Source organism: Novosphingobium kunmingense (assembly GCF_002813245.1).
Lineage (GTDB): Bacteria > Pseudomonadota > Alphaproteobacteria > Sphingomonadales > Sphingomonadaceae > Novosphingobium > Novosphingobium kunmingense.
The window spans coordinates 723,368-749,921 of sequence record NZ_PHUF01000002.1 but is presented as its reverse complement, the minus strand read 5'-3'; the positions used below and the strand labels follow the sequence as shown (position 1 = coordinate 749,921).

General features: G+C 66.4%; 29 protein-coding genes and 1 tRNA gene. 9 read left to right on the top strand and 21 right to left on the bottom strand.

The annotated features are described in order from the left end of the window. Positions 1 to 11: 11 nt before the first annotated feature. The 7 genes from lexA to B0I00_RS03645 form a co-directional block, all read right to left on the bottom strand. Entirely contained in the window at positions 12 to 704 is a 693-nt protein-coding gene (gene lexA / locus B0I00_RS03675; protein ID WP_100866478.1) for a transcriptional repressor LexA, read from the bottom strand. A gap of 126 nt (positions 705 to 830) precedes the next feature. Beyond that, a complete protein-coding gene (gene moaC, locus B0I00_RS03670) occupies positions 831 to 1,304 on the bottom strand; it encodes a cyclic pyranopterin monophosphate synthase MoaC (protein ID WP_100865965.1) in 474 nt (157 codons plus the stop codon). Continuing rightward, on the bottom strand, positions 1,297 to 2,085 hold the full coding sequence (gene trpC / locus B0I00_RS03665; RefSeq protein ID WP_100865964.1) for an indole-3-glycerol phosphate synthase TrpC: 789 nt from the start codon (positions 2,083 to 2,085) through the stop codon (positions 1,297 to 1,299). The genes moaC and trpC overlap by 8 nt, the downstream gene beginning before the upstream one ends. After that, positions 2,082 to 3,047 carry an anthranilate phosphoribosyltransferase gene (trpD, locus tag B0I00_RS03660; protein ID WP_100865963.1) on the bottom strand — a complete coding sequence of 322 codons (966 nt, stop codon included), beginning with the start codon at positions 3,045 to 3,047 and terminating at the stop codon, positions 2,082 to 2,084. The genes trpC and trpD overlap by 4 nt, the downstream gene beginning before the upstream one ends. After that, positions 3,044 to 3,628, bottom strand: coding sequence for an anthranilate synthase component II (locus B0I00_RS03655; protein WP_100865962.1), 585 nt, complete (start codon positions 3,626 to 3,628; stop codon positions 3,044 to 3,046). Before B0I00_RS03655 ends, trpD begins: the two co-directional genes overlap by 4 nt. 9 nt (positions 3,629 to 3,637) lie before the next feature. Next, on the bottom strand, positions 3,638 to 5,155 hold the full coding sequence (locus B0I00_RS03650) for an anthranilate synthase component I family protein (protein WP_408635209.1): 1,518 nt from the start codon (positions 5,153 to 5,155) through the stop codon (positions 3,638 to 3,640). Between the two features lie 14 nt (positions 5,156 to 5,169). Further along, complete coding sequence (locus B0I00_RS03645) at positions 5,170 to 7,113, bottom strand: peptidylprolyl isomerase (protein WP_198519129.1); 1,944 nt, start codon at positions 7,111 to 7,113, stop codon at positions 5,170 to 5,172. Between the two features lie 246 nt (positions 7,114 to 7,359). Here B0I00_RS03645 and tpiA point away from each other — a divergent pair, with 246 nt between their 5' ends. The 3 genes from tpiA to B0I00_RS03630 all read left to right on the top strand — a co-directional run bounded on the left by tpiA (position 7,360) and on the right by B0I00_RS03630 (position 10,385). Continuing rightward, on the top strand, positions 7,360 to 8,115 hold the full coding sequence (gene tpiA / locus B0I00_RS03640) for a triose-phosphate isomerase (protein ID WP_100865960.1): 756 nt from the start codon (positions 7,360 to 7,362) through the stop codon (positions 8,113 to 8,115). 70 nt (positions 8,116 to 8,185) lie between these two features. Continuing rightward, positions 8,186 to 8,605, top strand: a complete 420-nt coding sequence (gene secG, locus B0I00_RS03635; RefSeq protein ID WP_100865959.1) for a preprotein translocase subunit SecG — start codon at positions 8,186 to 8,188, stop codon at positions 8,603 to 8,605. Positions 8,606 to 8,747: 142 nt separating this feature from the next. Further along, entirely contained in the window at positions 8,748 to 10,385 is a 1,638-nt protein-coding gene (locus B0I00_RS03630; protein WP_100865958.1) for a CTP synthase, read from the top strand. A gap of 385 nt (positions 10,386 to 10,770) precedes the next feature. Here B0I00_RS03630 and B0I00_RS03625 read toward each other — a convergent pair whose 3' ends face one another. Next, positions 10,771 to 11,241, bottom strand: coding sequence for an Hsp20 family protein (locus tag B0I00_RS03625; RefSeq protein ID WP_100865957.1), 471 nt, complete (start codon positions 11,239 to 11,241; stop codon positions 10,771 to 10,773). A 159-nt stretch (positions 11,242 to 11,400) separates the two neighbouring features. On the opposite strand from B0I00_RS03625, the gene grxC reads away from it, so the two are divergent. The 4 genes from grxC (at position 11,401) to B0I00_RS03605 (ending at position 13,076) form a co-directional block, all read left to right on the top strand. Beyond that, positions 11,401 to 11,664 carry a glutaredoxin 3 gene (gene grxC, locus B0I00_RS03620; protein ID WP_100865956.1) on the top strand — a complete coding sequence of 88 codons (264 nt, stop codon included), beginning with the start codon at positions 11,401 to 11,403 and terminating at the stop codon, positions 11,662 to 11,664. A 2-nt stretch (positions 11,665 to 11,666) separates the two neighbouring features. Continuing rightward, positions 11,667 to 12,494 carry a carbon-nitrogen hydrolase family protein gene (locus B0I00_RS03615; RefSeq protein ID WP_100866476.1) on the top strand — a complete coding sequence of 276 codons (828 nt, stop codon included), beginning with the start codon at positions 11,667 to 11,669 and terminating at the stop codon, positions 12,492 to 12,494. Continuing rightward, complete coding sequence (locus tag B0I00_RS03610) at positions 12,491 to 12,961, top strand: DUF1178 family protein (RefSeq protein ID WP_100865955.1); 471 nt, start codon at positions 12,491 to 12,493, stop codon at positions 12,959 to 12,961. The genes B0I00_RS03615 and B0I00_RS03610 overlap by 4 nt, the downstream gene beginning before the upstream one ends. Positions 12,962 to 12,999: 38 nt before the next feature. Continuing rightward, positions 13,000 to 13,076: transfer RNA gene (locus B0I00_RS03605), tRNA-Arg, on the top strand. A 15-nt stretch (positions 13,077 to 13,091) separates the two neighbouring features. On the opposite strand, the gene B0I00_RS03600 is transcribed toward B0I00_RS03605, so the two are convergent. From B0I00_RS03600 to ccoN, 10 genes are read right to left on the bottom strand one after another with little or no spacing between them, the layout of a single operon-like run. Further along, on the bottom strand, positions 13,092 to 14,405 hold the full coding sequence (locus B0I00_RS03600; protein ID WP_100865954.1) for a radical SAM protein: 1,314 nt from the start codon (positions 14,403 to 14,405) through the stop codon (positions 13,092 to 13,094). Between the two features lie 44 nt (positions 14,406 to 14,449). Next, entirely contained in the window at positions 14,450 to 14,644 is a 195-nt protein-coding gene (locus tag B0I00_RS03595) for a hypothetical protein (RefSeq protein ID WP_100865953.1), read from the bottom strand. Further along, positions 14,641 to 14,790, bottom strand: a complete 150-nt coding sequence (gene ccoS, locus B0I00_RS03590) for a cbb3-type cytochrome oxidase assembly protein CcoS (RefSeq protein ID WP_100865952.1) — start codon at positions 14,788 to 14,790, stop codon at positions 14,641 to 14,643. Before ccoS ends, B0I00_RS03595 begins: the two co-directional genes overlap by 4 nt. Next, positions 14,787 to 16,910: a heavy metal translocating P-type ATPase gene (locus B0I00_RS03585; protein WP_100865951.1), complete on the bottom strand. Its 2,124-nt coding sequence runs from the start codon at positions 16,908 to 16,910 to the stop codon at positions 14,787 to 14,789. Before B0I00_RS03585 ends, ccoS begins: the two co-directional genes overlap by 4 nt. Beyond that, positions 16,907 to 17,353, bottom strand: coding sequence for a FixH family protein (locus tag B0I00_RS03580; RefSeq protein ID WP_100865950.1), 447 nt, complete (start codon positions 17,351 to 17,353; stop codon positions 16,907 to 16,909). Before B0I00_RS03580 ends, B0I00_RS03585 begins: the two co-directional genes overlap by 4 nt. Further along, positions 17,350 to 18,795 (bottom strand): cytochrome c oxidase accessory protein CcoG, encoded by a 1,446-nt coding sequence (gene ccoG / locus B0I00_RS03575; RefSeq protein ID WP_100865949.1) that lies wholly within the window; start codon positions 18,793 to 18,795, stop codon positions 17,350 to 17,352. The genes B0I00_RS03580 and ccoG overlap by 4 nt, the downstream gene beginning before the upstream one ends. Then, on the bottom strand, positions 18,779 to 19,693 hold the full coding sequence (gene ccoP, locus B0I00_RS03570) for a cytochrome-c oxidase, cbb3-type subunit III (protein WP_100865948.1): 915 nt from the start codon (positions 19,691 to 19,693) through the stop codon (positions 18,779 to 18,781). Before ccoP ends, ccoG begins: the two co-directional genes overlap by 17 nt. Continuing rightward, a complete protein-coding gene (locus tag B0I00_RS03565) occupies positions 19,683 to 19,847 on the bottom strand; it encodes a cbb3-type cytochrome oxidase subunit 3 (RefSeq protein ID WP_100865947.1) in 165 nt (54 codons plus the stop codon). The genes ccoP and B0I00_RS03565 overlap by 11 nt, the downstream gene beginning before the upstream one ends. Beyond that, complete coding sequence (ccoO, locus tag B0I00_RS03560; RefSeq protein WP_100865946.1) at positions 19,844 to 20,608, bottom strand: cytochrome-c oxidase, cbb3-type subunit II; 765 nt, start codon at positions 20,606 to 20,608, stop codon at positions 19,844 to 19,846. Before ccoO ends, B0I00_RS03565 begins: the two co-directional genes overlap by 4 nt. Positions 20,609 to 20,618: 10 nt before the next feature. Beyond that, positions 20,619 to 22,295, bottom strand: a complete 1,677-nt coding sequence (gene ccoN, locus B0I00_RS03555; protein ID WP_100865945.1) for a cytochrome-c oxidase, cbb3-type subunit I — start codon at positions 22,293 to 22,295, stop codon at positions 20,619 to 20,621. Between the two features lie 236 nt (positions 22,296 to 22,531). Between ccoN and B0I00_RS03550 the strand changes: the two genes are divergently transcribed. After that, on the top strand, positions 22,532 to 23,197 hold the full coding sequence (locus tag B0I00_RS03550; protein WP_100865944.1) for an OmpW/AlkL family protein: 666 nt from the start codon (positions 22,532 to 22,534) through the stop codon (positions 23,195 to 23,197). A 3-nt stretch (positions 23,198 to 23,200) separates the two neighbouring features. Here the strand turns inward: B0I00_RS03550 and B0I00_RS03545 are convergent, their stop codons facing one another. The 3 genes from B0I00_RS03545 to B0I00_RS03535 are packed head-to-tail and all read right to left on the bottom strand — an operon-like array spanning position 23,201 to position 25,148. Then, positions 23,201 to 23,923 carry a Crp/Fnr family transcriptional regulator gene (locus B0I00_RS03545; RefSeq protein ID WP_100865943.1) on the bottom strand — a complete coding sequence of 241 codons (723 nt, stop codon included), beginning with the start codon at positions 23,921 to 23,923 and terminating at the stop codon, positions 23,201 to 23,203. Between the two features lie 38 nt (positions 23,924 to 23,961). Beyond that, positions 23,962 to 24,657: an anti-sigma factor family protein gene (locus tag B0I00_RS03540; RefSeq protein ID WP_157812460.1), complete on the bottom strand. Its 696-nt coding sequence runs from the start codon at positions 24,655 to 24,657 to the stop codon at positions 23,962 to 23,964. After that, complete coding sequence (locus B0I00_RS03535) at positions 24,654 to 25,148, bottom strand: RNA polymerase sigma factor (RefSeq protein WP_232730136.1); 495 nt, start codon at positions 25,146 to 25,148, stop codon at positions 24,654 to 24,656. Before B0I00_RS03535 ends, B0I00_RS03540 begins: the two co-directional genes overlap by 4 nt. A 78-nt stretch (positions 25,149 to 25,226) precedes the next feature. On the opposite strand from B0I00_RS03535, the gene B0I00_RS03530 reads away from it, so the two are divergent. Further along, positions 25,227 to 26,459, top strand: coding sequence for a S8 family serine peptidase (locus tag B0I00_RS03530; protein ID WP_100865941.1), 1,233 nt, complete (start codon positions 25,227 to 25,229; stop codon positions 26,457 to 26,459). The last annotated feature ends 95 nt before the right edge of the window (positions 26,460 to 26,554 follow it).

Below are 26,554 nucleotides of genomic sequence, written 5' to 3'. Positions count from 1 at the left end.
CATACCTTGAATTAGTGGTAGCGGCGCAGCAATCCCGCCAGTTTGCCTTGCACCACCACTTCGCGCGGATCGTAGATCTGCGGTTCGTAAGCGGCGTTGGCCGGATCGAGACGGACGCGCCCGGCCTCGCGGCGCAGGTATTTGAGTGTCGCTTCCTCGCCCCGGACCAGAGCCACCACGATTTCGCCGTCGCGCGCGGTATCTGTGCGGCGGATCAGCGCAAAGTCGCCGTCGAGAATGCCGGCTTCGATCATCGAATCACCGGAAACTTCCAGCGCGTAGTGTTCGCCCGCACCCAGCAGTGCAGCCGGCACCGGCAGGGTCGCGGCGGTTTCCAGTGCTTCGATCGGAACGCCGGCGGCGATGCGGCCGTGGAGCGGAATCTCGATCACGTCGTTGGCGGGCGCGGGTCGCGCCTCAGGCGGGCGAACTGCCACGGCAGCCGGGTTGGCGTTGGCCGCTCTCGGCACGGCAGGCTTGGCACCGACATCATCCGGCTGCCGCAGCACTTCGAGCGCGCGTGCCCGGTTGGGCAGGCGCCGAATGAAGCCGCGTTCCTCCAGCGCGGAAATCAGCCGGTGCACGCCCGACTTCGACTTGAGGTCCAGCGCTTCCTTCATTTCCTCGAACGAAGGGGACACACCGGTCTCTTCGAGGCGGGCCTGGATAAAGCGGATCAGTTCGTGCTGCTTGCGGGTCAGCATGCGCCGGGCACTCCGATGGAACGAGCGGAACATCCGGGCGATGTTTGCGCATCGTTCAGTGAACGAATGCAGAACAACTAAGCAACAAAAGAGGTCGCGTCAAGCAATTCCGCCGTTCTTGCGCAATCAGTCGACGGCGCGCCAAGTCCCCGACTTGCCGCCGCGCTTTTGGATCAGGCGGATGCCGCCGATGATCATGCCTTTGTCGATTGCCTTGACCATGTCGTAGATCGTCAGGAGCGCGACCGAGACGGCGGTCAGGGCTTCCATTTCGACGCCGGTCCGGCCGGTCAAGGTTGCCGCGGAAACGGCGCGCAAGCCCCTGTCGTCAAAGTCGAAATCGATCGTGACACTGTCCAGCGCGAGGGGGTGGCACAAGGGGATCAATTCGGCCGTCTTCTTGGCCGCCATGATGCCCGCAATCCGCGCCGCAGCCAGCACATCGCCCTTGAGGACCGTGCAGTCACGGATCGCAGCAAGAGCGGCATCCGACATGGCGATTCGCCCTTCGGCGATCGCGACGCGCCGGGTCTCGGGCTTGCCGCCGATATCGACCATCCGCGCCTTGCCCTCGGCGTCGAGGTGGGTGAGTTCAGCCATGCAGCAGCGCCTGGGTCGCCGCAGTGACGTTGGCCTGCCGCATCAGGCTTTCGCCGACCAGGAAGGTCCGCACGCCCCTGGCCTCCAGCCGCAGCAGATCGGCGTGGCTGTTGATGCCGCTTTCGGCGACCAGCAAGGTGCCGGCAGGCGCCAGCGGCAAAAGCCGCTCCGTGGTGGCAAGATCGGTGACGAAACGTTTGAGATCGCGGTTGTTTACTCCGATCAGGCGTGATTTCAGTCGCGCAGCTCGATCCATTTCGCTTTCGTCGTGCACTTCGACAAGGACATCCATGGCCTGATCGTGCGCCGCGGCCTCGATCTCGGCCATCTGCGCGTCGTCGAGTGCGGCGACGATGATCAGGATAGCGTCAGCCCCGATCGCGCGGGCTTCGGCGACCTGCCACGGGTCGACCATGAAGTCCTTGCGCAGCACGGGCAGGCTGCACGCCGCGCGGGCGGCAACCAGGTAGTCCTCGTGCCCTTGGAAATAGGGCGCATCGGTCAAGACCGAGAGGCAGGCGGCTCCGCCGGCCTCGTAAGCGCGGGCATGGCTGGGCGGATCGAAGTCGGGGCGTATGAGGCCCTTCGAAGGCGATGCCTTCTTGATTTCGGCGATCAGGGCAAAGCCTTGTTCGGCCTTCTGGCGAAGCGCCGCTTCAAAACCGCGGGGCGGCGTCTGGCGGCGGGCCAGCACGTCGAGCGCGTCGAGCGAGGTCGCCGATTTGCGCACCGCGACCTCCTGGCGCTTGGTCGCGCAGATCTCGGCAAGCTTGTCGGTCATGAGCAAGTCGCGATCCAGCAGTCGAGCAGCGCTTTGGCAAGCCCGCGGTCGATGGCCTCGGCGGCTTCTTCGACCCCTTCGTGCAGGTCGCCCACCTCGTCAGCGACCAGCAGTGCGGCCGCGGCGTTGAGGAGAACCGCGTCGCGGTAGGCGCCCGGCTCTCCGTTCAGCAGGCGGCGCAAGGCCTCGGCGTTGAATGCCGCATCGCCACCTCGAAGGGCGCCGAGATCGTGCGAGGGCAGGCCGGCATCCTCGGGCCGCAGCTCGGCGGGGAGCGGACCGAAACCGATCGGCGCGACGTAGCTGAGGCCGGCGATCGACAGTTCATCGAGCCCTTCTGCCCCCGACACGACCATCGCGCGTTCGGTGCCAAGCAGGTCCATCGCATCGCGGTAGAGCGCAATGAGGTCGGGGTGGGCGACGCCAACCAGCTGGCGCGTTACCTTGGCCGGATTGGCCAGCGGGCCGCACAGGTTGAAGATCGTCCGGCGGCCCAGCGCCTTGCGGATCGGCCCGACCCGCGCCAGCGCCGGATGGTGGATTTGCGCGAAAAGGAACCCGATACCGAGATCGGGCAGGGTTTCGCCGGCCATCGCGCTGGCTTTCGCAAGGTCGAGGCCAAGCGCTTCGAGGGTATCCGCGCCGCCGGCCAGGCTCGAGGCGGCGCGGTTGCCGTGCTTGGCCACCGGCACACCGCAGGCGGCGACGACGAGCGCCACCGCGGTCGAGACGTTGACGCTGTGCTGCCCGTCGCCGCCGGTGCCGCAGACGTCGATTGCCCCTGCTGGCGCGTCAACGGCGATCATCCGCGCGCGCATCGCGCGGACCAGGCCCGCAATCTCGCGCGCGGTTTCGCCGCGATCGGCAATGGCAAGCAGGGTATGGGCGATCTCGGCGTCGTCCATGGCGCCGTCTAGCATTCGCCCGAACAGTGCCTCGGCGTCGGTGAGGTCGGCGATCATGCCAGCTGGCGGGTCGGCACCCCGCAGATCGCCAGGAAATTTGCCAGCATGGCGTGGCCGTGCTCGGTGGCGATGCTTTCGGGGTGGAACTGCACCCCGTGGATCGGCAATTCGCGGTGGCGCATGCCCATGACGTGTGCGTCGTCGCTCGTCGCGTTCACGATCAGCGTATCGGGAATGTCCTTGACGATGAGCGAGTGATAGCGGGTGGCGATGAAGGGCGAGGGCAAGCCTTCAAAGAGGCCCGTGCCGTCATGGCTGACCGGCGAGACCTTGCCGTGCATCAGCCCACCGCGCACAACCTTGCCGCCGAAGTACTGCCCGATCGACTGGTGACCCAGGCACACGCCGAGCAGTGGAACCTTGGCATCCGCCGCCGCACCGACGAGGTCGAGGCTGATCCCGGCCTCGTCCGGGGTGCAGGGGCCGGGCGAGATGAGAAAGCCCTGCGCGCCGCTGGAAATGGCCTGACCGGCGCTCATCGCGTCGTTGCGGACGACCTCAACCTCGGCGCCCAGTTCCATCAGGTAATGGACGAGGTTCCAAGTGAAGCTGTCGTAGTTGTCGATGACGAGGATCATGATCCGGCCCTACTGCCCGAAACTGGCATCGGACGCCACCCTTACCGCTTCCCTGGCGGCAGCGATGAGGGCGCCGGCCTTGGCCTCGCACTCGCGCTGTTCGTAGGCGGGATCGCTGTCGGCGACGATCCCGGCGCCGGCTTGGACGTGGAGGACGCCATCCTTGACTACCCCGGTGCGCAGGACGATGCAGGAATCGAGACTGCCATCTGGCGCGAAATAGCCCACCCCGCCGGCATAGGCGCCGCGCGTTTCGGGTTCCAGTTCTGCGATGATCTGGCAGGCGCGGACCTTCGGCGCGCCGCTGACCGTTCCGGCCGGAAAGCCGGCAAAGACCGCGTCGATCGCGTCGTGCTTCGCGGTGTCGAGACGTCCCACCACATTGGAGACGATGTGCATCACGTGGCTGTAGCGTTCGATCGTGTAGCTTTCGGTCACTTCGACCGTCCCGGCCGCGGCGACCCGGCCTACGTCATTGCGGCCGAGATCGAGCAGCATCAGGTGTTCGGCGCGTTCCTTGGGATCGGCGAGCAGGCTGGCCTCGTTGGCGCGGTCCTCTTCTATCGTGGCACCGCGCGGGCGGGTGCCGGCGATCGGTCGGATCGTGACTTCGCCGTCGCGGACGCGGACGAGAATCTCCGGACTTGATCCGGTCAGGGCGAAGCCGGGCAGGTCGAGGAAATAGAGGAACGGCGAGGGGTTGACCCGGCGCAACGCGCGGTACAGCGCCAGCGGGGGCAGGGTGAAGGGTGTGGTGAAGCGCTGCGCCAGCACGACCTGGAAGATGTCGCCCGCCTCGATATAGGCTTTAGCCTGGCGGACCATCGCAGCATAGTCCGCCGCCGGCATTGTGGGGGTCAGATGCGGCTCTGCCAGCACGGCCCCGGCAGTCGGCGAGGGTGGTGCCTGCTCGAGGCGGCGCAACGCGGCGTCGATCCGGTCGCCTGCGCGTTCGATCGCCACATCGGAAGCCGTGGCGCCCGGCCAGAGTGGAGCGATACAGAACAGTTCGTCGCGCAGCCGGTCGAACACCAGAACCAGCGTCGGCCGCACGAACAGCATGTCGGGCAGGTCGAGCGGGTTTTCGGCAGGCCGCGGGAGGTCCTCGACCAGGCCGTAGGTTTCGTACGCGAAATAGCCGACCAGAAAGGCCAGCGCTGGCGGCAGGCCTTCGGGCATGGCGATGCGGCAGGCGGTGACCTGGGCGCGCAACTCATCGAGCGCATTGCCGGGAAGCGGGCGGAAGGCGCCGCGATCATGGGCCCAGTCCGCGTTGACTTCGGCCTCCGCGCCTGTCGCGCGGAACACCAGATCGGGATCGAGCCCGAGCATCGAATAGCGCCCGCGCACTTCGCCGCCCTGGACCGACTCCAGCAGGAAGTCGCCGCGCCCCTCTACGATAAGCTTGGCGGCGGCGCCGACCGGGGTTTCGCTGTCGGCGATCAGGCGGCGCCAGACGAGCGAACTGCGCCCGTCTTCGAGTGCGGCGCGTGCCGCCTCGCTGTTCTCCAGTCGAGCCGCCCCCACCGATCGGTCCGCCGTCAGTTGGCGGCGCCGGTCAGGCGGCCGCGCAGGCCGTTGATCGCGGCGTCGTTGCGCTTGACCCCGACATCGGCGCGCATGGCCGCGCGCAGCTGTTCGGAGAACTCGTTGCCCTGAAGCTGTGCGATCGACCGGGCCAGTTCGCCGAGGCGCGGATCGTCGGCCGCAACCGTGCCGGGGATCGCATCCTTGAGCTGAACCACGAACCAACCGCGCGAGCGCGGCGCGCCCAGCAGCTTGACCTTGCCCTTGGCCATCTGGAACAGGAGCGAGAGCGGCGGCGGGGTCTGCTGACCCATCGCCTGGAACTGCTGGCGGGACATGTCGACGCTTTCGACCGGCGGCAGGCTGACCCCGAGCCCGGCCACCAGCGCGCGCAGGTCTCCGCCCTTGCGAACCTGGTCCTCGATCTTCTGGGCGACGGCCTTGGCTGCAATTGCGCCCTTCGACAACTGGATGTCGTTGACCACCGTCTGGCGGATCTGGGCCAGCGGCGGGGGCGCCGAAGCGGCAATCGCGGCGACGTCGAAGACGACGAAGGTCTTGCCGGCTTCCACTTCGGCAAGCTGGGGCTGGCGTTCGCTTTCCATGGCAAAGGCCGCTTCGACCACGCGGGCCAGCTGCGGTGGGGTCTGGCCGCCCTGCGGGCCGAACACGGCGCCGTTGGCAAGCAGCGGCGGGGTCGAGGAGACGGTCAGGCCAAGTTCCCTGGCGACGTCTGTCAGCGAGGCGCCGTTGTCGAACTGGTCCTCGATCTTGGCCGAGAAATCGGTCAGCGCGGCGCGGCGCTTGGCCACCGCCAGCTGCTGGGTCAGTTCGCCCCGCACCTGGTCGAGCGAGCGCCCGGCCCTGTTCTCGACTGCGTCGATGCGGATCAGCGTCCAACCGAGCGGCGCCTTGAGCGGGCCTACAACGGTTTTCACAGGCGCGGCGAAGGCGGCATCGGCGATGGCCTGGCTGGTCTGCGCCGACAGGCCCTGGCGGCTGATGACACCGAGGCTCGCGGCTGCGAGGCCCTTGCTCGAGGAAACCGCCTCCAGCGACTTGCCGCTGGCCGTTTCGGCCAGGATCGCCTTGGCGGCGGCTTCGGTCGGCAGGACGAGCTGCGTCACGCGGCGCTGCTCGGTGGCGGCAAACTGTGCCTTGTTCTTCTCGTACAGTGCGGCCACCTCAGCCTCGGTCGGCGCGGGAACGTTTTTGACAGCAGCGTCGGTGAAGGTCGAGTAGCGGATGATCCGGCGTTCGGGCAGAACGTAGTCGTCCTTGCGATCGGCATACCACTTGGTAATTTCGGCCTCGGTCGGCGCGCTCTTCGGGGCAAATACCCCCGAGGGCAGGGTGGCGATCGCGCCGATCCGCTTTTCGGTCAGGATGCCGGCATAGCGCTGCACTGCCTCGCGGTTGGGCACGTTGCCCACTTCAGCCGCCCCGAGCAGTTGCCGTGCCATCATGGCTTCGGTGATCTGGCGGCGAACCTGATCGTCGGTGATCCCGCGCTGGGCGAGAAAGGCGCGATAGACCTGCTCGTTGAACTTGCCATCGACGCTTTGCGCCGAGGGAATCTTGGCGATCTCGCTGTCGATCAGGCGGCTGCCGACATAAATGCCGTGCTTTTCGCCGAAGGCGCGCACTGCGGTCAGGTCGATGATGTTGTCGAGCAACTGGGTCAGCCCGCCCTGTTCGACGAAGGTCTTCATGGTCATCCGCGGCTGCTGCTGGCGCAGTTCGTTCACCGCGTTGTTCGCCGCGCGTTCGAGATCGGTGGCGTGGACCCGCTCCTTGCCGACCGTCGCTACCCGGTCGCCGCCACCGCCGAGTCCGATGCCGCCGCCCGTGTTCAGAACGTCGCCGCTGGCAAAGGCGACCGCGATCAGTGCCACGAAGCCGAGCGTCACCGCGACGCCGATCTTGGAAGAGAAGAAACTACGGAAAAACTGGAGCATGACCCTGACGCCGTTGAAGTGCGCGCCCACGCGGGCACGGCTTGGGCGGGGCTTTACGCAGCATTGGCGCGCTTCGCAATGGCCGAGCAGCGCTTGTCCGCATGGGGGGACGCGCCGTTCCGACCGGCGCAAGAGCTTTGACAAGTAGGGGGACGCTCGCCTAGCTGCGCCGCGAGATTCGTCGGGGGGCAACTGCCATCCCAGTCGGTACCAAGGTGCAGCCCTGCTGCCAGCGAAGGTCAGACCATGCCCCAGCGGCCCTATATCGTCGGAAACTGGAAAATGAACGGCACGCGCGCGCAGCTTGCCGAAGCTCGCGCGATCGACCGCGGTGCCGCGCGCCATTCGGGCGTGCGCGTGGCCATTGCGCCGCCCTTCACGCTGATCTCCACCATGGTCGAGGCCGTCCAGGAGCTGACTGTCGGCGGGCAGGACTGCCACAGCCAGGTCAGCGGCGCATTTACCGGCGACATATCGGCGATGATGTTGAAAGACGCGGGGGCGGGTTTCGCCATTGTCGGCCACTCCGAGCGTCGCGCCATGCATGGCGAGAATGACGCCATGGTGCAGGACAAGGCGCGCGCCGCGCTCGACGCCGGGCTCGAGGTGATCGTCTGCGTCGGCGAGACCGAAGCGCAACGTGACGCGGGCAAGGCCGAACAGGTCGTCGGCGAACAGGTCGAAGCGTCGATGCCGGTGGGCGAAGGGTTCGTGCCGCGCCTGACGCTGGCCTACGAACCGGTCTGGGCGATCGGCACCGGGCGCGTCGCGGCGCCGGCCGACGTGGCGGCCATGCACGCCGTCCTGCGGGCCAAGCTGGTCGCGCTTTACGGGGACGAGGGTTCGAACGTGCGCATTCTCTATGGCGGATCGGTCAATGCCGGCAATGCCGCCGAACTGCTCGCCACACCCGAAGTGGGCGGTGCACTGGTCGGCGGAGCGAGCCTGACCGCCGACAGCTTCCTTGCGATCGTTGCAGCGGCCGCTCCCGCCGCGGACTGAAGCGGCAAAGCTTGCGCCGCGCGGCCTGCGCGCCTAGATGCGCCTCAACTGACCCGATTTCGGAACACCCATGTCTTCTCTCTTTCTCTTCCTCATGGTCGTCCAGGCGATCGTTGCCGCCCTTCTGGTCTGGGTCATCCTGATGCAGAAGTCGGAAGGCGGCGGCCTGGGCGTCGGCGGCAGCCCGGCCGGCCTGATGTCGGCGCGCGGCGCCGCGGACTTCCTGACCCGGTCGACCACGATCCTCGCCAGCGTCTTCGTCATTCTCTCGATTGTGCTGGCGGCGCTCGCGGTGCGCAGTGGCGGAACCCGCGCCATCGACGATAGCCTGCAGCGCAACGCGCCGTTGACGGCACCGGCGCAGCCCGCTCCGGTCGATCCGCTGGCCGGTGCCGCCGGCGGTGCCCCGGCGGCCGAACCTGCGGCTCCCGCGGCGTCGCCGTCGGCTTCGACCCCGGCCGATCCCTTCGCGCTTCCCGCACAGAAGTAACACCGATCTTTCGAATAGACGCGACCTTGCCCTTCTCGGGCGGGGTTGCGGTCCCGTTGGCATGAGATTGGGCGTGATCTTTGTGGATTGCAGCGCCAGCCTCTTGCCCTGACCCCCACTTCAGCACTAAGGCGCGACTCCCATGGCGCGGTTCATTTTTATCACCGGCGGCGTGGTTTCCTCGCTTGGCAAGGGTCTCATGGCGGCAAGTCTTGCCGCACTCCTGCAGGCGCGAGGCTACAAGGTCCGCATCCGCAAGTTCGACCCCTATCTGAACGTCGATCCGGGCACGATGAGCCCGTATCAGCACGGCGAAGTCTATGTGACCGACGACGGCGCGGAGACAGACCTCGACCTGGGCCACTACGAACGCTTTACCGGCGTATCGGCGCGCCAGGCCGACAACATCACTTCGGGCCGGATCTACCGCGACATCATAGCCAAGGAACGCCGCGGCGACTATCTGGGCGCGACCGTCCAAGTGATTCCGCACGTCACCGACGCGATCAAGGAATTCGCCAAGCAGCAAACCGACGAGCTCGATTTCGTCCTTTGCGAAATCGGCGGCACGGTCGGCGACATCGAGGGCCTGCCTTTCATCGAGGCGCTGCGCCAGTTGCGCAACGAACTGGGCCGTGAACGCACCTGTTCGGTGCACGTCACGCTGGTGCCCTATGTTGCCGCTGCGGGTGAACTCAAGACCAAGCCGACACAGCATTCTGTGCGTGAACTGACCAGCCTTGGCGTTCAGCCCGATATCCTGCTGTGCCGCTGCGAACATCCCCTGCCCGAGAACGAGCGGGCCAAGATCGCCTTGTTCTGCAACGTGCGCAAGGAAGCGGTGATTCCCGCACTCGACGCCAGCAGCATCTATGCGGTGCCGCTGCAGTACCACGCCGAAGGGCTCGACGCCGAGGTGCTGCACCATTTCGGCCTCGAAAGCGGTGACCTGCCTGACCTGTCGCGGTGGGACGATATCGTTGATCGCTACCACAACCCTGAAGGCGAAGTGACTATCGGCGTGGTCGGCAAGTATGTTGGCCTGCCAGACGCCTACAAGAGCCTGAACGAGGCGCTGGTGCACGGCGGCATGGCCAACCGGGTCAAGGTCAACGTCCGCTGGATCGATGCCGAACTGTTCGAGCAGGACGACGGGGAGATCGTATCGCGGCTGGAGCCGCTTCACGGCATCCTGGTTCCCGGCGGGTTCGGCGTGCGCGGCAGCGAAGGCAAGATCGCCAGCGTCCGCTTTGCACGCGAACGCAAAGTGCCGTTCTTCGGGATCTGCCTTGGGATGCAGATGGCCTGCATCGAAGGCGCGCGCAACACGGCCGGGATCGCCCAGGCCGGCTCGACCGAGTTTGGCGAGACCAGCGAGCCGGTGGTCGGCATCATCACCGAATGGATGAGTGCGGAGGGTCTGCAGAAGCGGGGCGCCGATACCGACCTTGGCGGAACAATGCGGCTTGGAGCCTACGAAGCGAAGCTGGCCGGCAACAGCCATGTGTCGAGCATCTATGGCGGCGCGACGACCATTTCGGAACGTCATCGCCATCGCTACGAAGTCAACGGCGCCTATCGTGACGACCTGGAGAAGGGCGGCCTGGTCTTTTCAGGGATGTCGCCCGACGGGTTGCTGCCCGAGATCGTCGAGCGGCCCGACCATCCGTGGTTCGTCGGCGTTCAGTTCCACCCCGAACTCAAAAGCCGACCGTTCGAGCCGCACCCGCTGTTTTCCGGCTTCATCGCCGCGGCGCTTGCCCAAGCCCGCTTGGTGTGAACACTTTGGCACACTAAAATGTGTGCAGTGTCAACACGTTAGCTGCCGCGGCCTGAAATTGCGCGGTATTTGTGTTGAACCGCCCCTCCGCTTCCCATAGCGACACCGCGTCGGGACGAATCGCGCGGGGGCGCGCTCGTCCGAACCAGAGGGGCAGATCCTGGCAGCTTTCGCTTTCGCCATGCCGCCCCCGTGGGGCCGCGTGGCGTGCCCTTGTGTGGCACGGCCCAAAGCCGCGCTGTGCGACAATGCGAGCTTGCCGTGATCTGACCGTCTTCTGCGACCCGGACGATCAGGACAGCGGCGGGGCGGTGGTCAACATCGCGGGGGGTGCGGTTCGCAAGAACCACACCCCCCAACTGTTTTCAGACTTTGACGCCCAGCTTCAGGCCGCGGCGCTGTCTTCGGCCGGGTCCTTGACGACCGACAGAGTCTTCTGGGTGCCGACGGCGATCTTCTTGGGTTTCATCGCTTCGGGCACTTCGCGGACCAGGTCGATGGTCAGCAGGCCGTCTTCGAGATTCGCATTATCGACGCGGACATAGTCGGCCAGTTCGAAACGGCGCTCGAACCCGCGCTGGGCGATGCCGACGTGCAGGAACTGAGCGCTGGATGCTTCCTCGGCCTTCTTGCCCTGGACCACCAGCAGGTTCTGCTGCGCCGTAATGTCGATATCAGCCGGCTTGAACCCGGCTACCGCCAGGGTGATGCGGTAGGCGTCTTCACCGCGACGCTCGACGTTGAAAGGGGGATAGTTGTCGCCGCCATTCATCCGGTTCTGGTTTTCCAGCAGGTCGAACAGGCGGTCGAAGCCGACCATCGTGCGGCGGTAGGGTGTGAAATCGAAACGGTTCATTGCAAAATCCTCTTGTGAGCAATTTCATCGTCTTGGCGAAAGCCCGAAAACGGCGCCTCCGTCGGTGTCACCCCCTTGCGGGCCATGACACCGATGCCGAGATATGATAGCGCCACCCGGTTTCAAGGGGGGCGAAGAACCCTTCTGCAGGAGTATGAAATGGCCGGGTCGAAAGTCGAGATCTATACCAAGTGGGGCTGCGGCTTCTGCGTGCGCGCCAAGGCGCTGCTCGACGCCAAGGGCGTGGCCTACGAAGAGTACGACATCACGATGGGCGGGCCGAAGAAGGCCGAAATGACCCAGCGCGTACCAAGCGCGATGACCGTGCCCCAGATCATCATAAACAACCGGCCGATCGGTGGTTGCGATGAACTTCACGCACTTGACCGCGCGGGCAAACTCGATCCGTTGCTGGCGGCATGACCATGGGCCGCGCCGCCCTGTTCCAGATGACCGCGGGCATCGATCCCGCCGCCAACGCCGCCGCGTTGGTGGGTGCGATCGGCGCAGCGTCCATGGGCGGCGCCTCAATGCTTTTCACACCCGAAATGTCGGGCCTGATCGACCGCGATCGCAAGCGCGCCGCGCCGCATATCGTGGCCGAGGAGGATAACCCGGTCCTGGCCGCGGTGCGCGCCGCTGCTGCGGACGCCGGCATCTGGGTCGCGCTGGGCAGCCTTGCCGTGGCGCGAGCGGACGGGCGCTGGGCCAACCGCAGCTTCGTTATCGACGGGGCCGGGTCAATTGCCGCGCGCTATGACAAGATTCACATGTTCGACGTCGATCTCGCCACGGGAGAGAGCTGGCGCGAAAGTGCGGCCTATGCGCCTGGAGAAGAGGTTGTAACCGTCCAAACTCCGCTTGGCCGCCTTGGCCTTGCAGTATGTTACGACTTGCGCTTTCCGGCACTTTTCGAAGCATTGGGGCGTGCGCGCTGCGACATGATCGCCATTCCCGCCGCCTTTACCGTCCCGACCGGGCAGGCCCACTGGCACGTGATGCAGCGCGCGCGGGCGATCGAGGCGAGTGCCTACGTCGTCGCCGCGGCCCAGGTCGGTCAACACGCCGATGGCCGCGTCACCTATGGCCACAGCCTGGTCGTCGATCCGTGGGGCGACGTTCTCCTCGACATGAAGGGCAGCGAGGCTGGCCTTGGCTTCGCCGAGATCGACAGTGCCCGGATCGCCGAGGTGCGTGGCCAGCTGCCCAGCCTCGCCAACAGGCGTCCCGTGCCGGGAGTGACCCCGGCATGATCGTCTTCGACCTGCTGTGCGAGGCGGGCGCGCACCGCTTCGAAGGATGGTTCGCCTCGTCCGACGCCTTTGCGGACCAGCAAGCGCGCGGGTTGCTGTGCTGCCCGGAATGCGGCAGCGCGCGGATCGCCAAGGCGCCGATGGCCCCGGCGGTCGGACGCAAGGGCAACCAGATTACCCCGTCCACTGCGGCCGACAAGCCGGCTCCGGCGATGAGCGGGCCGATCCCCCCGGCGATGCAGCAGGCCATGGCTAAGCTTGCCGCGATGCAGGCCGAGGCGTTGAAATCGTCGACCTGGGTTGGAGACAGCTTCGCCGAGAAATCGCGCGCGATGCATTACGGCGAGGCAGAGCACGAAACCATCCATGGCCAGACCTCGCTGGATGAGGCCAGGGCTCTGCTCGAGGAGGGCGTGGCGGTGATGCCGCTGCCGTTTCCGGTAGCGCCGCCCGACGAACTCAACTGATTGCCTATCGCGCGCCGCTATCCTAGAGGAAGCGCGTTGCGCCCGTAGCTCAGCAGGATAGAGCACCAGATTCCTAATCTGGGGGCCATGGGTTCGAATCCCGTCGGGCGCACCATTCCCATCGAACGGATCAGACCGCGGCGCTGAACTGGCGCGGCGAACCGGCGCGGAAACGGTCGAGCAGGGCTGCAACGGTCCGGGCATAGGGCAGGCCATCCGGCGCCAGCACGACCCAGCCTTTGCTGCTGGTGACAAGTCCTTGGTCGATGAAAGGTTGGAGCCGCGGCGCGATTTCGCCCATCAGGTCGTCGGTAAGGCGCGCGCGGCCCTGGCAGAGCAGGGCCTCGATCGCCGCGCCGCGCTGCTGATCGTCGGCCGTGCGAACGATACCGCGGTCGGCCGTGAGCAGGCCATCGCCGGCCAGCATCCGGTAACGCCCGCTGTTCTTCTCGTTCTGTGCGATGAGGTGCGGGAACTGGCTGATGGCCGACGCCCCCAGGCCGACGAGATTGGGTGCGTCGTCGTCAGTAAAGCCCTGGAAATTGCGCCGGACCCGCCCCTCGAGCGCCGCCCGCGCCAGCGGATCGCCGCCTGCCCTCGCGAAATGGTCGAACCCCACCGGGACATAGCCGTGACTGGCAAGATAGGTGTGGCCGAGCGAGGCCATGGCGAAGCGTTCGGCCTGGTCGGGCAGGGCTGTTGCGTCGATCGCGCGCTGGCGCGGCACGACATGGGGCACGTGGGCATAGCCGAACAGGGCAATCCGATCCGCGCCGAGCACGCGCGTCCGATGCAGGGCATCGGTCAGATCGTCGCGTGACTGGCCGGGAAGCCCGTACATCAGATCGAAGTTCAGCGAGCTGACTCCGGCTTCGCGCAGCCAGTCGACGGACCGCACGATGGTGTCCTCGTCCTGCACGCGGCCGATGGCTTGCTGGCAGTGGCTGGCGAACGTCTGGACGCCGAGGCTGGCCCGCTGGACGCCAACGGTGCGCAAGGCCTTCATCCAGTCCGCCGTCATGCTGCGCGGATCGAGCTCGATCGACATGATGGGATCGGTAAGACCGAAGGCCACAATCAGCCGGTCGAACAGCCGGATGAAGGCGATCGGATCGAGCGCGTTAGGGCTGCCTCCACCGAACGAGACCCGCCGTACCCGTGCGCCGGGCTGCAACAGGGCCGACACGGTGCCGATTTCGCGGGCGAGGGCGGCAAGATAGGAATCGAGTCGCTGGCGCCGCCCGGCCGCCCCCGTGTTGCAGCCGCAGTAGTGGCAGATCTGCTCGCAAAAGGGGATGTGGACGTAAAGCGAGATATCGCCCGTTGCGCCCGAAATCGCCGAAGGCAGGAGTGCGGCGTCGATCGCGCCGAAGTCGGCCGCGGTCGGATAGCTGGTGTAGCGCGGAACCGGAACGGTCAGCAGATCGGGGTGATAGGGCCACATGCCGAGATTGTGACGGTGCTGGCAATGGCGGTCATTGCGCTGGGTCAAAAACGCTTGCGCGAACAGCCTGCATGGCAGCCCTTCTGCGCGCAAGGGGCCGGGCGATCATCGCGGGCGGGCAGCGGGATCGTCGCCTTGCCGTCGGCGCAGAGGGCAACTGCCAAGCTGCGAGGCGCCTGCGGAAGGGGGCCGATCATGGACGGCAGAAGGGCCGCCAGGGCGAACAAGGCGGCGTTCATTCCTCGTCCTCGTCATCGATCAGGATGCGGTTGGCGGCCCCGTCCAGATCGTCGAACTGGCCGTCGCGCATGGCCCAGAAGAACCCGCCGAGCCCGGCGAGGCCAAGCCCCAGGGCGATCGGGATGAGGAAGGCCAATCCGGTCATCGCGCCGCCCTTGCCAGCCGCAGCGAGTTGGCGATCACCACCAGCGAACTCACCGACATCGCAATGGCGGCGATCAGCGGAGTGACGCGGCCGACCAGCGCGAGCGGAACCGCGACGAGGTTGTAGGCGATGGCAAAGGCGAAGTTCTGCCGCACGATCCGCATGGTGCGGCGCGCCGTGCGGACGGCAAGTGCGACAGGCATGAGGCTTGCGCCGACGAAGACCGCGTCCGCCGCCTGCTGGCTGATGTCGCTGGCCGTGCCCGGCGCAATCGAGGCATGGGCGGCGGCCAGCGCCGGCCCGTCGTTCAAGCCGTCGCCGACCATCAGCGGGCGCCGGCCCTGCGCGGCAAGCCTGTCCAGTTCGGCAAGCTTGTCCTGCGGCGATACGCTACCTTGCGCAAACAGGCCGAGATCGCGTGCGATGGGGGCCACCGCCTCGATCCGGTCGCCCGACAGGATTCGGCTCTGGAGGCCAAGCGCACCAAGCGCTGCAAGGGCTTGCGCAGCGTCGGGCCGGACCGCGTCAGCGAAGGGCACGGTCCAGCCGTCTTTTCCGATCTGCACCCGTGTGGCCTGCGTCGCCTCGGCCACCGGCGGGCGGACCAGCGCCACCGGCACTCCGTTTTCCGTGCCGCTAACCCCGTGCCCCACCTGTTCCTCGACGTCGGCAAGGGAAGCCGGAACGGTGCCTTGGCGAAGCAGGGCGGCGGCAAGACCTCGGGACAGCGGGTGCCGGCTGTGCTGGGCCAGCGCAAGAGCGATCGGCTGCGCTCGTTCGGGCAAGGCGGACAGATCGGGCTGCGGTTCGCCCAGGGTAAGCGTGCCGGTCTTGTCGAACAGCGCGGTATCGACCTCGGCCAGGCGTTCGAGCGCGCCGCCATCCTTGACCAGCAACCCGCGCTTCATCAGCGCCCCGGTCGCAACGACCTGTGCCGCGGGAACGGCCAGGCCGATCGCGCAGGGGCAGGTGATGATCAGGACTGCGATGGCGATGATCAACGACTGGTGCCAACCGGCGCCAGCCCACATCCAGCCGGCAAAGGCGAGCGCCGCCAGGGTGTGAACCGCAGGCGCATACAGGCGCGAGGCGCGGTCGGCGATCCGCACATAGCGGCTGCGCGACTGGCCGGCCTCGTCCATCAGGCGGGCGATCTCGGCAATGGCGGTGTCCTGCGCCGCCGCTGTGACGCGGACCTTCAACGGTTGGGCGAGATTGACCGTTCCGGCGTGGACCGTGCTGCCGGCTGCAACCGGTTGCGGCACGCTTTCACCGGTGAGCATGGCGTTGTCGATCGCACTGGTGCCGTCCTCGACAACGCCGTCGGCGGCAAGCGCCTCGCCCGCGGCGACGAGCATGAGCATGCCAGGCTCCAGCGCTTCGGCCTCGACCCTGCGCAAGGTTCCGTCCGGCTGCACGATCCCGGCGCTGCGCCCCATGCGGCTCAGCAACGCGCCGATCTCGGCGCGTGTGCGGCCCCGCATCATTGCGTCGAGGGCGCGGCCGGCCAGGAGAAAGAACAGCAGCATCGTCGCGCCGTCGAAATAGGCCTGCGATCCACCGGTGGCCGTCTCGTAGAGGCTGAGGCACGTCGCCATGACGACGCCGATCGATATCGGCACGTCCATGTTGGTCCGCCCGTGGCGCAGCGCCATCGCGGCCGAGGAAAAGAACGGCCGACCGGCATAGGCGATCACCGGCAGCGCGATCAGCGCCGAAAGCCAATGGAACAGCTCGCGCGTCGCGCCAGCGGCACCAGACCAGACGCTGACCGAGAGAAGCATGACGTTCATCATGCCGAACCCGGCCACGGCGGTGGCGCGCATTAGGCGGCGCGTTTCCTCGTCATCGCGGGCAAGCGGATTCGCCGCGACCGGCTGGGCCTCGAAGCCGAGGCCCGCGAGCGCGGCAATCAGCGCCTCGTCACCGATCGCCGGATCGTGGCTGACCGCGACGCGCTTGGCAGAGAAGTTGACGCGAACCGTCTGCACGCCGTCGAGGCGAGCCATTTCCCGTTCGATCTTGCCGATGCAGCCGGCGCACTTGATTCCCGGCACGGTGAAGCGGCTGTCCACCGCCGGGGCCGCGGCAAGGCTGGCATGATCGAGCGGCGCGTTCATCGCAGCGCGCTTTCGCTGCGAACCTGCCGGCCTTCCGCGCTGATCGTCATGCGCAAGGTCCAGCGGCCAGCCGGAAGCATTTCGCGCGAGACGGCGCCGTTTGGCCCATCAGGTGCAAAAGTCAGCACGCGATCGGGCGCGCGGCCCAAAGGATGACGGGCCTCGGCGGTGATCACCGCTCCTGCTGGCACCTTGCCAAGCGCGAGCGCCAGTCTCCCGTCGGGTCGACGCGATACCTGGGCGTTCCAGCCAAGCGCTCGCTCGCTCTTCGCTTCGTTCAGCCAGCGGTTGAAATCCTGGCTAGCGGCATAGCTGTTCTCGACCACGATCCCGCCGAACGTCCGTTTGGCAACGACGGCCGCCGAAAGGTTGACGGCAATGACAAGCCCGAAGCCCCCAACGAGGATCAGGGCCATATGGCGTCCGTTGAACCTGCGGGTCATTTGGTGTCTCCCGGTGCGGTGAAGGTGGTTTCGGCGCGCTGGCTTTCGTGGGCCGCATCATTGGTCGTCAGGGTGAAAGCGAGGGCCGCCGCCGCCGTACCGGAGGGGGCCACCACATAGGCCCGGAGCGTGTGCGTGCTGTCAGGCGCGACGGAAACCGTCAGGAAGCGCGCCGCCGCTTCGCGGGTGGTCGTATCGCTCCACATCGCGGCACCCGGAAGCCCGTCGAGGGCGACGGTCATGGCGCGCGGCTGCGTTGCCATGTTGCGCAGACGCAGGGTGTAGGCGTTGCGGATCGAACCATCGCTCATCAGCATGAAGGGCGGGTTGCGGTCCGGAGCGACCGACAGGCCCGTGTGGCTGCGCAGGCCAAGCGCAAACAGCATGGCGAGGCCGATCGAACCCCAGATCATGAAATAGGCGATGGTGCGTGGCCGGAGCAGCGCCTTCCACGCCGGGCGCGGGGGCTGGCCCGCAGCTTCGGCCCTGCAATCCTCCAGTGTGGCATAATCGATCAGCCCGCGCGGCCGGCCGATTTCCGCCATGACCCTGTCGCAGGCGTCGATGCACAGCGCACAAGTGATGCAGCCGATCTGCGGGCCCTGGCGGATATCGATGCCGGTCGGGCAGACCTGGACGCACATCGTGCAATCGATGCAGTCGCCCACCGCGCCGGGGTTCTTTTCCGCAGCCTTGACGCTGCCGCGCGGTTCGCCGCGCCAGTCCTTGTAGGTGACGAGCAGGCTGTTTTCATCCATCATCGCAGTCTGGATGCGCGGCCAGGGGCACATGTAGATGCACACCTGCTCGCGCATGAACCCGCCCAGCGTGACCGTGGTAAGCGTCAAGACCGCGACGGTGACATAGGCGATCGGCGCGGCCTCGCCGCTCCAGAATTCGCGAACCAGGGTTGGCGCGTCGGCGAAGTACATGATCCAGGCGCCGCCGGTCCAGAAGCCGATCACCACGTAGATCGACCACTTGAAAGCGCGGCGCAGCACCTTGCCCCAGGTCCAGGGCGCGGCATCGAGCTTCTGCCGCTGAAAACGATCGCCATCGACGAAACGGTCGACGTGCTGAAACAGGTCGGTCCACACCGTCTGCGGGCAGGCGTAACCGCACCAGGCGCGCCCGACGGCACTGGTCACCAGGAAGAGCCCGATCCCTGCCATGATCAGCAGACCGGCAACGAAGTAGAACTCCTGCGGCCAGATCTCGATTCCGAACATGTAGAAGCGGCGGTGCGCCAGGTCGATGAGCACCGCCTGGTCCGGCGCATAGGGTCCGCGATCCCAGCGCAACCAGGGCGTGCCGTAATAGATCGCCAGGGTAACAGCCATGACCAGCCACTTGAACCGGCGGAACGGCCCATCGATCCGCCGGTTGTGGACGGTCTTGCGTGCCTCGTAGAGCGCGGGCGCGGGCTTAGCGGGTTGCAGCATCGGCCTTCTGTCCTGCCGCGACCTGCGCGGGCTCGCTCGCTTCGCCGCCGCCCAGCGAGTGGACGTAAGCGGCCAGCATCTTGATCGTCACGGGGTCGAGCTTGTCGTGCCACGCAGGCATCGCGCCCATTCGCGGCCGCTTGACCTGGCGGACGATGTCCTCGCGCGTTCCGCCGTAGAGCCAGATCGCGTCATTGAGCTTGGGTGCGCCGAGCAGGCGGTCGCCCGCCCCGGTGGGGCCATGGCACGCCACGCAGTTGTCGGCGTAAAGCTGTGCGCCTGTTGCATTGGCCGGGGCCTTGCCGCTGAGCGACAGGACGTGATCCCCGAGCGCCGCAAGCTGCGCATCGTCGAGCGAACCGGCGAAGGCGGGCATTGCGCCCTGGCGCTTGTCGTCGCCGGCCGGTTGGCGCACGCCGTGGGTGATCGTGTATTCGATCGTGGCGAGATCGCCGCCCCACAGCCAGTCGTCGTCGTTGAGGTTGGGATAGCCGAGCGTCTGGCTGCCCGCGGCGCCGCTGCCGTGGCATTGCGAGCAGTTGACGCGGAACGCGGCACGGCCCCCGGCGACGGCCTGCTGCATCAATTGCGGATTGCCGGGAAGCTGGGTGATGTCGACGGCGGCCAGCGCTTCGCCGACCGACCGCTTGGACTGATCGGCAAGGGTCATGTCCTGCGCCAGTTGCCCGCGGCTCGTCCAGCCCAGAGTGCCTTCGGTGCCCTTGTCGAGCAGCGGCACAGCCGGATAGAGTACGACGTAGACCAGCGCCCACACGATAGTGAGATAGAAGGTCCACAGCCACCAGCGCGGCAGCGGTGTGTTGAGCTCCTCGATACCGTCCCATTCATGGCCGACCGTTTCGGTGCCAGTGGGTTCATCGACACGCTTATTCGCCATCGTCGTCACCTTCGAAAATCGACTGCGCCATGCGCTGGTTGGTGGCCTTCTTGCCGGGCAGGAACGGCCACAGGCAAAGCCCGAGGAACAGGACGACCATCACCGCAAGGCCGATCGAGTCGGCGAAATGCCGCAGGCTCTCGTAGTCGCTCATCGACCCTTCTCCTTGGCGAGGTCTTCCTGCGCCGCAGGGGCGTTGACGTCGACCAGGGTGCCCAGCATCTGGAGGTATGCGACCAGCGCATCCATCTCGGTCACGCGCGAGGGATCGCCATCGAAGTCGCGGACCTGCGCCTTGGGATAGCGGGCGACCAGATCGGCCGTATCGGCATCGGGCGTGGCCTGGGCCTTCAGATCTGCTGCGGCCTTTTCGATGTCGTCCTTGCTGTAGGGCACACCCACGGCGGCCAGCGCCTTGAGATTGGCAGACGGATCGGCGACCTTGAGATCACGCTCGGCAAGGAACCCGTATTTCGGCATCACGCTTTCGGGCACGACGCTCTGCGGATTCTTCAGGTGCTGGACCTGCCAGTCGTCCGAATAACGGTTACCGACGCGTGCCAGGTCGGGCCCGGTGCGCTTCGATCCCCACTGGAACGGATGGTCGTACATCGATTCAGCGGCAAGGCTGTAGTGGCCATAGCGCTCGACTTCATCGCGGAAGGGGCGGATCATCTGGCTGTGGCAGCTGTAGCAGCCCTCGCGCACGTAGATGTCGCGCCCGGCCTGTTCGAGGGGGGTGTAGGGCCGAACGCCCTCGACCTTTTCGATCGTGTTGTCGATCCAGAACAGCGGCGCGATTTCCACCAGGCCGCCGATGGCGACGACCAAGAGCGTGCCAAGGCCGAGCAGGGTGACGTTGCGTTCGAGACGGGCATGGCCCTTGATCGTCGCGGCGACATCGGGATTGGTCATGACTTGGCCCTTATTCAGCGGGGACGGCGACTGGCGCGGCGGCCGGCAGTGGCCGGTCGGCGGCAGGATCGTGCGGAGTTTCGGTCATCGGCGCTTCGTCGCGCAACTTGCCGGCCAGGGTCATGGCGAAATTGTAGGCCATGATTCCCGCTCCGGCGAGGTAGAGCAGGCCGCCGAAGCTGCGCATGATGTACATCGGCTTGATCGCGGCGACCGTGTCGGCAAAGCTGTTCACCAGGTAGCCGTCGGCGCCATATTCGCGCCACATCAGGCCCTGGGTGATGCCGGCCACCCACATGCTGGAGGCGTAGAACACGATCCCCAGCGTCGCGAGCCAGAAGTGCCAGTTTATCATCCGCAGCGAATACATGCGGCTTTGCTTCCACAGGCGCGGCGTCAGGTAATAGACGCAGGCGAAGGTGATCATGCCGTTCCAGCCGAGCGCGCCCGAATGGACATGGCCGATGGTCCAGTCGGTGTAATGCGACAGCGAGTTGAAGAACTTGATCGACAGCATCGGGCCTTCGAAGGTGCTCATGCCGTAGAAGGCGAGTGCCATGACCATCATGCGGATGATCGGATCGGTGCGGACCTTGTCCCACGCGCCGTTGAGCGTCATGAGGCCGTTGATCATTCCGCCCCAGCTGGGCATCCACAGCATGATCGAGAACACCATCCCCAGCGTCTGGGCCCAGTCGGGCAGCGCGGTGTAGAGCAGGTGGTGCGGGCCGGCCCAGATGTAGAGGAAGATCAGCGACCAGAAGTGGATGATCGACAGGCGATAGGAATAGACCGGTCGTTCGGCCTGCTTGGGCACGAAATAGTACATCATGGCCAGGAAGCCGGCGGTCAGGAAGAACCCCACCGCGTTGTGGCCATACCACCACTGGACCAGCGCGCCCTGGACGCCCCCGAACAGCGGATAGCTTTTCGATCCCAGGAAGCTGACCGGGACGTCCAGGTTGTTGACCACGTGGAGCATGGCCACGGTGACGATGAACGCCAGGTAGAACCAGTTGGCGACGTAGATGTGCGGCTCGTGACGGCGCAGGATCGTGCCGACGAAAACTGCCAGGTAGCTGACCCAGACCAGCGTAAGCCACCAGTCGACGTACCATTCGGGTTCGGCGTATTCCTTGCTCTCGGTAATGCCGAGCAGATAGCCGCTGGCGGCAAGCACGATGAAGAGCTGGTAGCCCCAGAAGACGAAACGGGCGAGGGCGGGAAAAGCCAGGCGCGTGCGGCAGGTTCGTTGCACGACATAGAAACTGGTTGCGATCAGCGCGTTGCCGCCAAACGCAAAGATCACCGCGCTGGTGTGCAGAGGACGAACGCGGCCGAAGTTGAGATAGGGCTCGACGTTCAACATGGGCCAGGCCAGCTGCGCGGCGATGAACAGTCCGGCCAGGAATCCGGTAATGCCCCAGATCATGGTTGCCAGCGTGGCCCAGCGAACCGGATCGTCGTCGTAGCGGCTATCGCCTTCGGGCATGCGGAAGAAACCGCGTGCCCGGCCGAGCGGATCGAACCGCCGCGCCGATGCCACCATGAAACCCAGGGCAATGACGCCGATCAATGCGGCGTGCACCGCAAATCCCGCGTCCTTCGCCCCCAGATAGGCCCCTACGCTCAATAGCGCGATCAGGAACCACAGTCCGACGCGCCCGAGTGCCGCTTCCGCTTGCATGTAAATCTCCGTCCCGTTCAGGCGGCCCGTACGCAGCGAGGGTCGTCAATGAATTGATCCAGCGCAAAAATAGCCGAAATAGCGCGTTGTCTCGTCCCAAAGGACACTGGTAGCACGAACTTGCGCCGGTTTGACCTGAATCAAGGAATCGGCGAGCAACCGCGCCTAGCCGCCAATCGCGATGCAAAAAACCTGGGCCGCAAGGTGCGGTCACTGCATCGCGGGGTTTGTAAGACATGAAGAAGACGACTGCGCTTGCGGCGCTCCTCCTGGGCGCCATGGCTGCGCCGGCCCATGCGGGCGCCGACAACCCGTGGCAGGTCAAGCTGCTCGGTACGGCTGTCCTGCCCGACGGCAAGATCGACCGCGTCGACACCGACATTGTCGGCCTGCCGGCAACGCTGCAGACCGCGGCGAACGACAATTACGTTCCCACCCTGGCGGTCGAGTATTTCTTCACCGACAACGTCTCGGTCGAGACGATCTGCTGCATCACCCAGCACGATGTCGATGCGACGACCGGTCTTCTTGGGGCCGAACTGGTCGCCGACGCGAAGGTCATCCCGGCGACGGTCACCCTGAAGTATCACCTGCCCGTCGGGGCGGTGAAGCCTTACGTCGGTGTGGGCCCGACATGGTTCCTGTGGGTCGACAGCAAGCCTGGCGCGGCAACCGTGCCTCTCGGCGTCACGCGCACCACGCTGAGCAGTGAAGTGGGCGTCGCTGTGCAAGCGGGCGTGGATGTGGCCCTGGGCTATTCGGGCTTCGGCCTGTCGCTCGATGCGAAGCGCTATTTCGTGAACACGACCGCGCGCTGGTACGCTGGGCAGACCCTCGCGATCCAGACCAAGCACAGCCTCGATCCGTGGGTGCTCAGCGCCGGCATCGCCAAGCGTTTCTGAGCCTTAGCAGACTGCCCGATCCTCAAGCTTCTCCCTATCGAGGATCGTAACCTGCCGCCGCGACGGAGCATCGATCAGCCCGTCGCGGCGGAATTTTGCGATCTGGCGACTGACCGTCTCGATCGTGAGCCCGAGCACGTCGGCGATCTGCTGGCGCGACAGCGGCAATTCGATCGACTGCAAGGCATCGTCATCGGAACTGCAATCGCCGGGGGCGAGACGACTGGACAGTTCGAGCAGGAACGAAGCCAGTTTCTGCTCGGCATTCATGCGGCCCAGCATCAGCATCCACTTGCGCGTCCGGTCCAGCTCGGTGAGCGTGCGCTCGAGCAGCTTGTGCTCCAGCTGCGGGTGTTCGCGGGCGAAACGGTCGAACTCGGCACGCTGGAACACGCAGACCTGCGCATCGGTCAGTGCTTCGACGTCGTAAGGCGTCGTTTGCCCGAAGGGACGGCCCAGAAAATCCGACGAATAGGACAGCCCAAGGATCTGCTCGCGGCCGTCGGAGGTGAGCGTCGACAGCTTGAGTACGCCGTCGATCACGTTGGCCACAAGAACGGCTTCATCGCCCTCCCAGGACAATTGTTCGCCCGCCCTCAACGTGCGGCGCCGACCGATGTTGTTGAGAAGGGCAATCTCGTCGTCATGGAGGCCCCCGCAGATCGCGCGGTTGCGGACCGAGCAGGAATGGCAGAAGTCGCTCAGGCGTGTGGCGATGATGTCCATGTCCCCGCCATAAACCGTGTCGGCGGCGGGGCCAAGTGCTAGCGCTGCCATCCCGATGCGATCGCGGCCGCTTCCTGTTCGGCGTCTAGCGCGCCGTCGGCGGCCATGTCCTGCGCGGCGGCCATGACGGCCGCGTCTCCGGTCCCGGCCTGGCGATAGTCGCCTTGCATCGCTTCGCCCGCGCCGCCGCGGACGCGGACGGTCCATCCCTTGTCGTCGTGGCAGGCGATGCCCGACCCGGCCTTTGCGGCATAACCGCGGCACAGCGTCCCGGCGCGATCCCGGAACGAAAGCAGGACGGTCGTTCCGTCCGGTCCGGCGACGCCCGAGCGCTGGTGGTCGAGCGCGCTGGCCAGCGACGGCTCGACCAGGTCCGTCGGTCCCGCGCCCTGACGGCCCGCAAACACGAACAGGGCGAGGGCAAACGCGGCCGCGATAGCTCCGCCGCCATAGCGCAGCGCCGGGCGTTCGAACCAGCGCCGTCGTGCAGCCCGCACCGATCCCAGATCGACGATCCTGGCCGCAGCCGCGATCGGTGCGGTCAGGATGGCAGGCACTGGCTGAACCAGAATGGGGTCGTAATGGGCCGAAAGCGTTGTCTTGAGCGACATTAAGGCCTCCAGCTGCTCGGCCAGAGCGGGGTCCTCATTCAGGGCACGCTCGACCCGGGCCGTGCCGAGCTCGTCCAGCTCGCCATCGGCGTAGGCGGCCAGCATTTCAGGAGAAATGGTCATGCGCCGTCTCCCAGTCTTGTCATCAAGGCTTCCCGTCCGCGCAGCAGCCGTGAGGTCAGGGTGCCGACCGGACAGCCGACGATCTCCGCCGCCTCGGAATATTTGTAACCCTCGACCATGACGAGCAGCACGGCCTCGCGCTGCTCGTCGGGGAGCGCAGCCATCGCGCGATCGACCATCGACAGCTCGACCGCTGCTTCCTGGCCGCCGGACTGACCGACCGTCATGCCTTCCTCGGCGTCGACGAAGGTCCTGGCCCGGCGCGTGCCGCTGCGGGTTTGATCGATGAAAAGATTGCGCATTATCCGGTACATCCAGCTATCCAGGCGCGTGCCCTCCTGCCATTGCTGGCGCGAGGTCAGGGCGCGTTCGACCGCGGCCTGGCACAAATCGTCGGCGTCGGCGGCATTGCGCGCCAGCCCGTGCGCGAAGCGGCGCAGGCGAGGCAGAAGCGCGGTTATGCCGTCCAGAAAGTCGTCGTCGTGTGCCAATGTGGCCCTTCCTTGGATGAAACGAACCCGATCCGTCGTTTCATCCACGATTAAGCAATTTTTTGGCTAAGAGGCACCATGCAACGCTGGCAATCCCCGATCCTGTTGGCCTTGAGCCTCGGACTTGCGGCTCCGCTTGGTGCGCAGCTTGCATTGCCGCAGGTGCCGGTCGTTTCGGGCATTGGCGATCGGTTGACGAGCGCGCTCGGTCAGGTGGGCGATGTGGCGCGCGGCACCCTGGCCAGGACGAGCGAGACCTTGCGTCTAGCCCGCCTCGACAGAATCGCGGCCCTGCTGCGCCAGAACCGGACCACGATGGAACGCGACATCGACGGGCAGCCAGCCAGGCGCGGTACCTTGCTGGCCCTCGACCTCCAGGATGGCGATGCCGCGCGGCTTGCCGCACTGGGCTTTGCGGCCGGGGGAGCAACCCGGCTCGACGATCTCGATATGGCCGTCACCGAATTGAGCGTGCCCACCGGCATGGACCTCGCCGAAGCGCAGCGACTGCTCGCCCGTGAGCTTCCCGCGCTATCGGTGTCGAGCGATGCCCTCCATTTCCAGAGCGGGGGTGCGAACAGCACGGGAGCGTCCGCGCCTGCGGGCCTTCGCCGCGGCCCCATCGCAGTGCCGGTTGGCCTGATCGACGGCGCACCCGCCCAGCCGGTAGCCGGTCTGCGCGGCTTCGCGGTGGGCGCGCCTACGGCCAGCAACCACGGCAGTGCGGTCGCTTCGCTTGCGGCAGGGGCGGGCGTACAGCGGTTGTTCGTGGCCGATGTCTATGGCCGCGATCCCGCCGGCGGTAACGCATTGGCCATCGTGCGCGGGATGAACTGGCTGGTGGGGCAGGGAGTGCGCGTCGTCTCCATCAGTCTGGTCGGGCCGCGAAGCCCCGTCCTGCAACGCGCCGTCGACGGTGCGCGGGCCAAAGGCGTGGTGGTGGTGGCGGCGGTCGGGAACGACGGGCCTGCGGCACCTCCATCGTTTCCTGCATCCTACGCGGGCGTTCTCGCCGTGACCGCGGTCGACAAGCGCAATCGGCCGCTGATCGAGGCGGGGCGGGCCCTCCATCTCGACTATGCCGCGCCTGGCGCCGATATCGCTGCGCTCAATGCGGCAGGCCGCCGCATGGCCGTTCGCGGCACGTCCTATGCGACTCCACTCGTCGCGGCGCGGGCTGCTGCTGCTTTGCAGGCCGGTGCCGATGCTCGCAGCCTCGTTCCAGCCCTCGATAACGAGGCAAGGCTGCTTGGCAAGCAACGCCCCGATCCGCGCAGCGGCCGCGGCCTGCTATGTGAGTGGTGCCGTTGAACATGGCGCCTTCGGACTTTTTTCGCCGAAGGTGAATTTTTCCCGGAGCAGCACTCGTTGTCCTTTCGAGCGGCCGGTTTTCGACCGGTCGTTTG

Excerpts from the sequence above, each read along its gene's own strand:
- moaC (WP_100865965.1), bottom strand. The coding sequence starts at position 1,304 with ATGGCTGAACTCACCCACCTCGACGCCGAGGGCAAGGCGCGGATGGTC.
- B0I00_RS03630 (WP_100865958.1), top strand. The coding sequence starts at position 8,748 with ATGGCGCGGTTCATTTTTATCACCGGCGGCGTGGTTTCCTCGCTTGGC.
- B0I00_RS03585 (WP_100865951.1), bottom strand. The coding sequence starts at position 16,910 with ATGAACGCGCCGCTCGATCATGCCAGCCTTGCCGCGGCCCCGGCGGTG.
- B0I00_RS03545 (WP_100865943.1), bottom strand. The coding sequence starts at position 23,923 with ATGGACATCATCGCCACACGCCTGAGCGACTTCTGCCATTCCTGCTCG.
- trpD (WP_100865963.1), bottom strand. The coding sequence starts at position 3,047 with ATGATCGCCGACCTCACCGACGCCGAGGCACTGTTCGGGCGAATGCTA.
- B0I00_RS03550 (WP_100865944.1), top strand. The coding sequence starts at position 22,532 with ATGAAGAAGACGACTGCGCTTGCGGCGCTCCTCCTGGGCGCCATGGCT.
- B0I00_RS03645 (WP_198519129.1), bottom strand. The coding sequence starts at position 7,113 with ATGCTCCAGTTTTTCCGTAGTTTCTTCTCTTCCAAGATCGGCGTCGCG.
- B0I00_RS03625 (WP_100865957.1), bottom strand. The coding sequence starts at position 11,241 with ATGAACCGTTTCGATTTCACACCCTACCGCCGCACGATGGTCGGCTTC.
- ccoG (WP_100865949.1), bottom strand. The coding sequence starts at position 18,795 with ATGCTGCAACCCGCTAAGCCCGCGCCCGCGCTCTACGAGGCACGCAAG.
- B0I00_RS03615 (WP_100866476.1), top strand. The coding sequence starts at position 11,667 with ATGGGCCGCGCCGCCCTGTTCCAGATGACCGCGGGCATCGATCCCGCC.
- ccoS (WP_100865952.1), bottom strand. The coding sequence starts at position 14,790 with ATGACCGGATTGGCCTTCCTCATCCCGATCGCCCTGGGGCTTGGCCTC.
- ccoN (WP_100865945.1), bottom strand. The coding sequence starts at position 22,295 with ATGCAAGCGGAAGCGGCACTCGGGCGCGTCGGACTGTGGTTCCTGATC.
- trpC (WP_100865964.1), bottom strand. The coding sequence starts at position 2,085 with ATGACCGACAAGCTTGCCGAGATCTGCGCGACCAAGCGCCAGGAGGTC.
- secG (WP_100865959.1), top strand. The coding sequence starts at position 8,186 with ATGTCTTCTCTCTTTCTCTTCCTCATGGTCGTCCAGGCGATCGTTGCC.
- tpiA (WP_100865960.1), top strand. The coding sequence starts at position 7,360 with ATGCCCCAGCGGCCCTATATCGTCGGAAACTGGAAAATGAACGGCACG.
- B0I00_RS03610 (WP_100865955.1), top strand. The coding sequence starts at position 12,491 with ATGATCGTCTTCGACCTGCTGTGCGAGGCGGGCGCGCACCGCTTCGAA.
- lexA (WP_100866478.1), bottom strand. The coding sequence starts at position 704 with ATGCTGACCCGCAAGCAGCACGAACTGATCCGCTTTATCCAGGCCCGC.
- B0I00_RS03655 (WP_100865962.1), bottom strand. The coding sequence starts at position 3,628 with ATGATCCTCGTCATCGACAACTACGACAGCTTCACTTGGAACCTCGTC.
- B0I00_RS03540 (WP_157812460.1), bottom strand. The coding sequence starts at position 24,657 with ATGACCATTTCTCCTGAAATGCTGGCCGCCTACGCCGATGGCGAGCTG.
- ccoO (WP_100865946.1), bottom strand. The coding sequence starts at position 20,608 with ATGACCAATCCCGATGTCGCCGCGACGATCAAGGGCCATGCCCGTCTC.
- B0I00_RS03565 (WP_100865947.1), bottom strand. The coding sequence starts at position 19,847 with ATGAGCGACTACGAGAGCCTGCGGCATTTCGCCGACTCGATCGGCCTT.
- grxC (WP_100865956.1), top strand. The coding sequence starts at position 11,401 with ATGGCCGGGTCGAAAGTCGAGATCTATACCAAGTGGGGCTGCGGCTTC.
- B0I00_RS03580 (WP_100865950.1), bottom strand. The coding sequence starts at position 17,353 with ATGACCCGCAGGTTCAACGGACGCCATATGGCCCTGATCCTCGTTGGG.
- ccoP (WP_100865948.1), bottom strand. The coding sequence starts at position 19,693 with ATGGCGAATAAGCGTGTCGATGAACCCACTGGCACCGAAACGGTCGGC.
- B0I00_RS03595 (WP_100865953.1), bottom strand. The coding sequence starts at position 14,644 with ATGAACGCCGCCTTGTTCGCCCTGGCGGCCCTTCTGCCGTCCATGATC.
- B0I00_RS03600 (WP_100865954.1), bottom strand. The coding sequence starts at position 14,405 with ATGTGGCCCTATCACCCCGATCTGCTGACCGTTCCGGTTCCGCGCTAC.
- B0I00_RS03530 (WP_100865941.1), top strand. The coding sequence starts at position 25,227 with ATGCAACGCTGGCAATCCCCGATCCTGTTGGCCTTGAGCCTCGGACTT.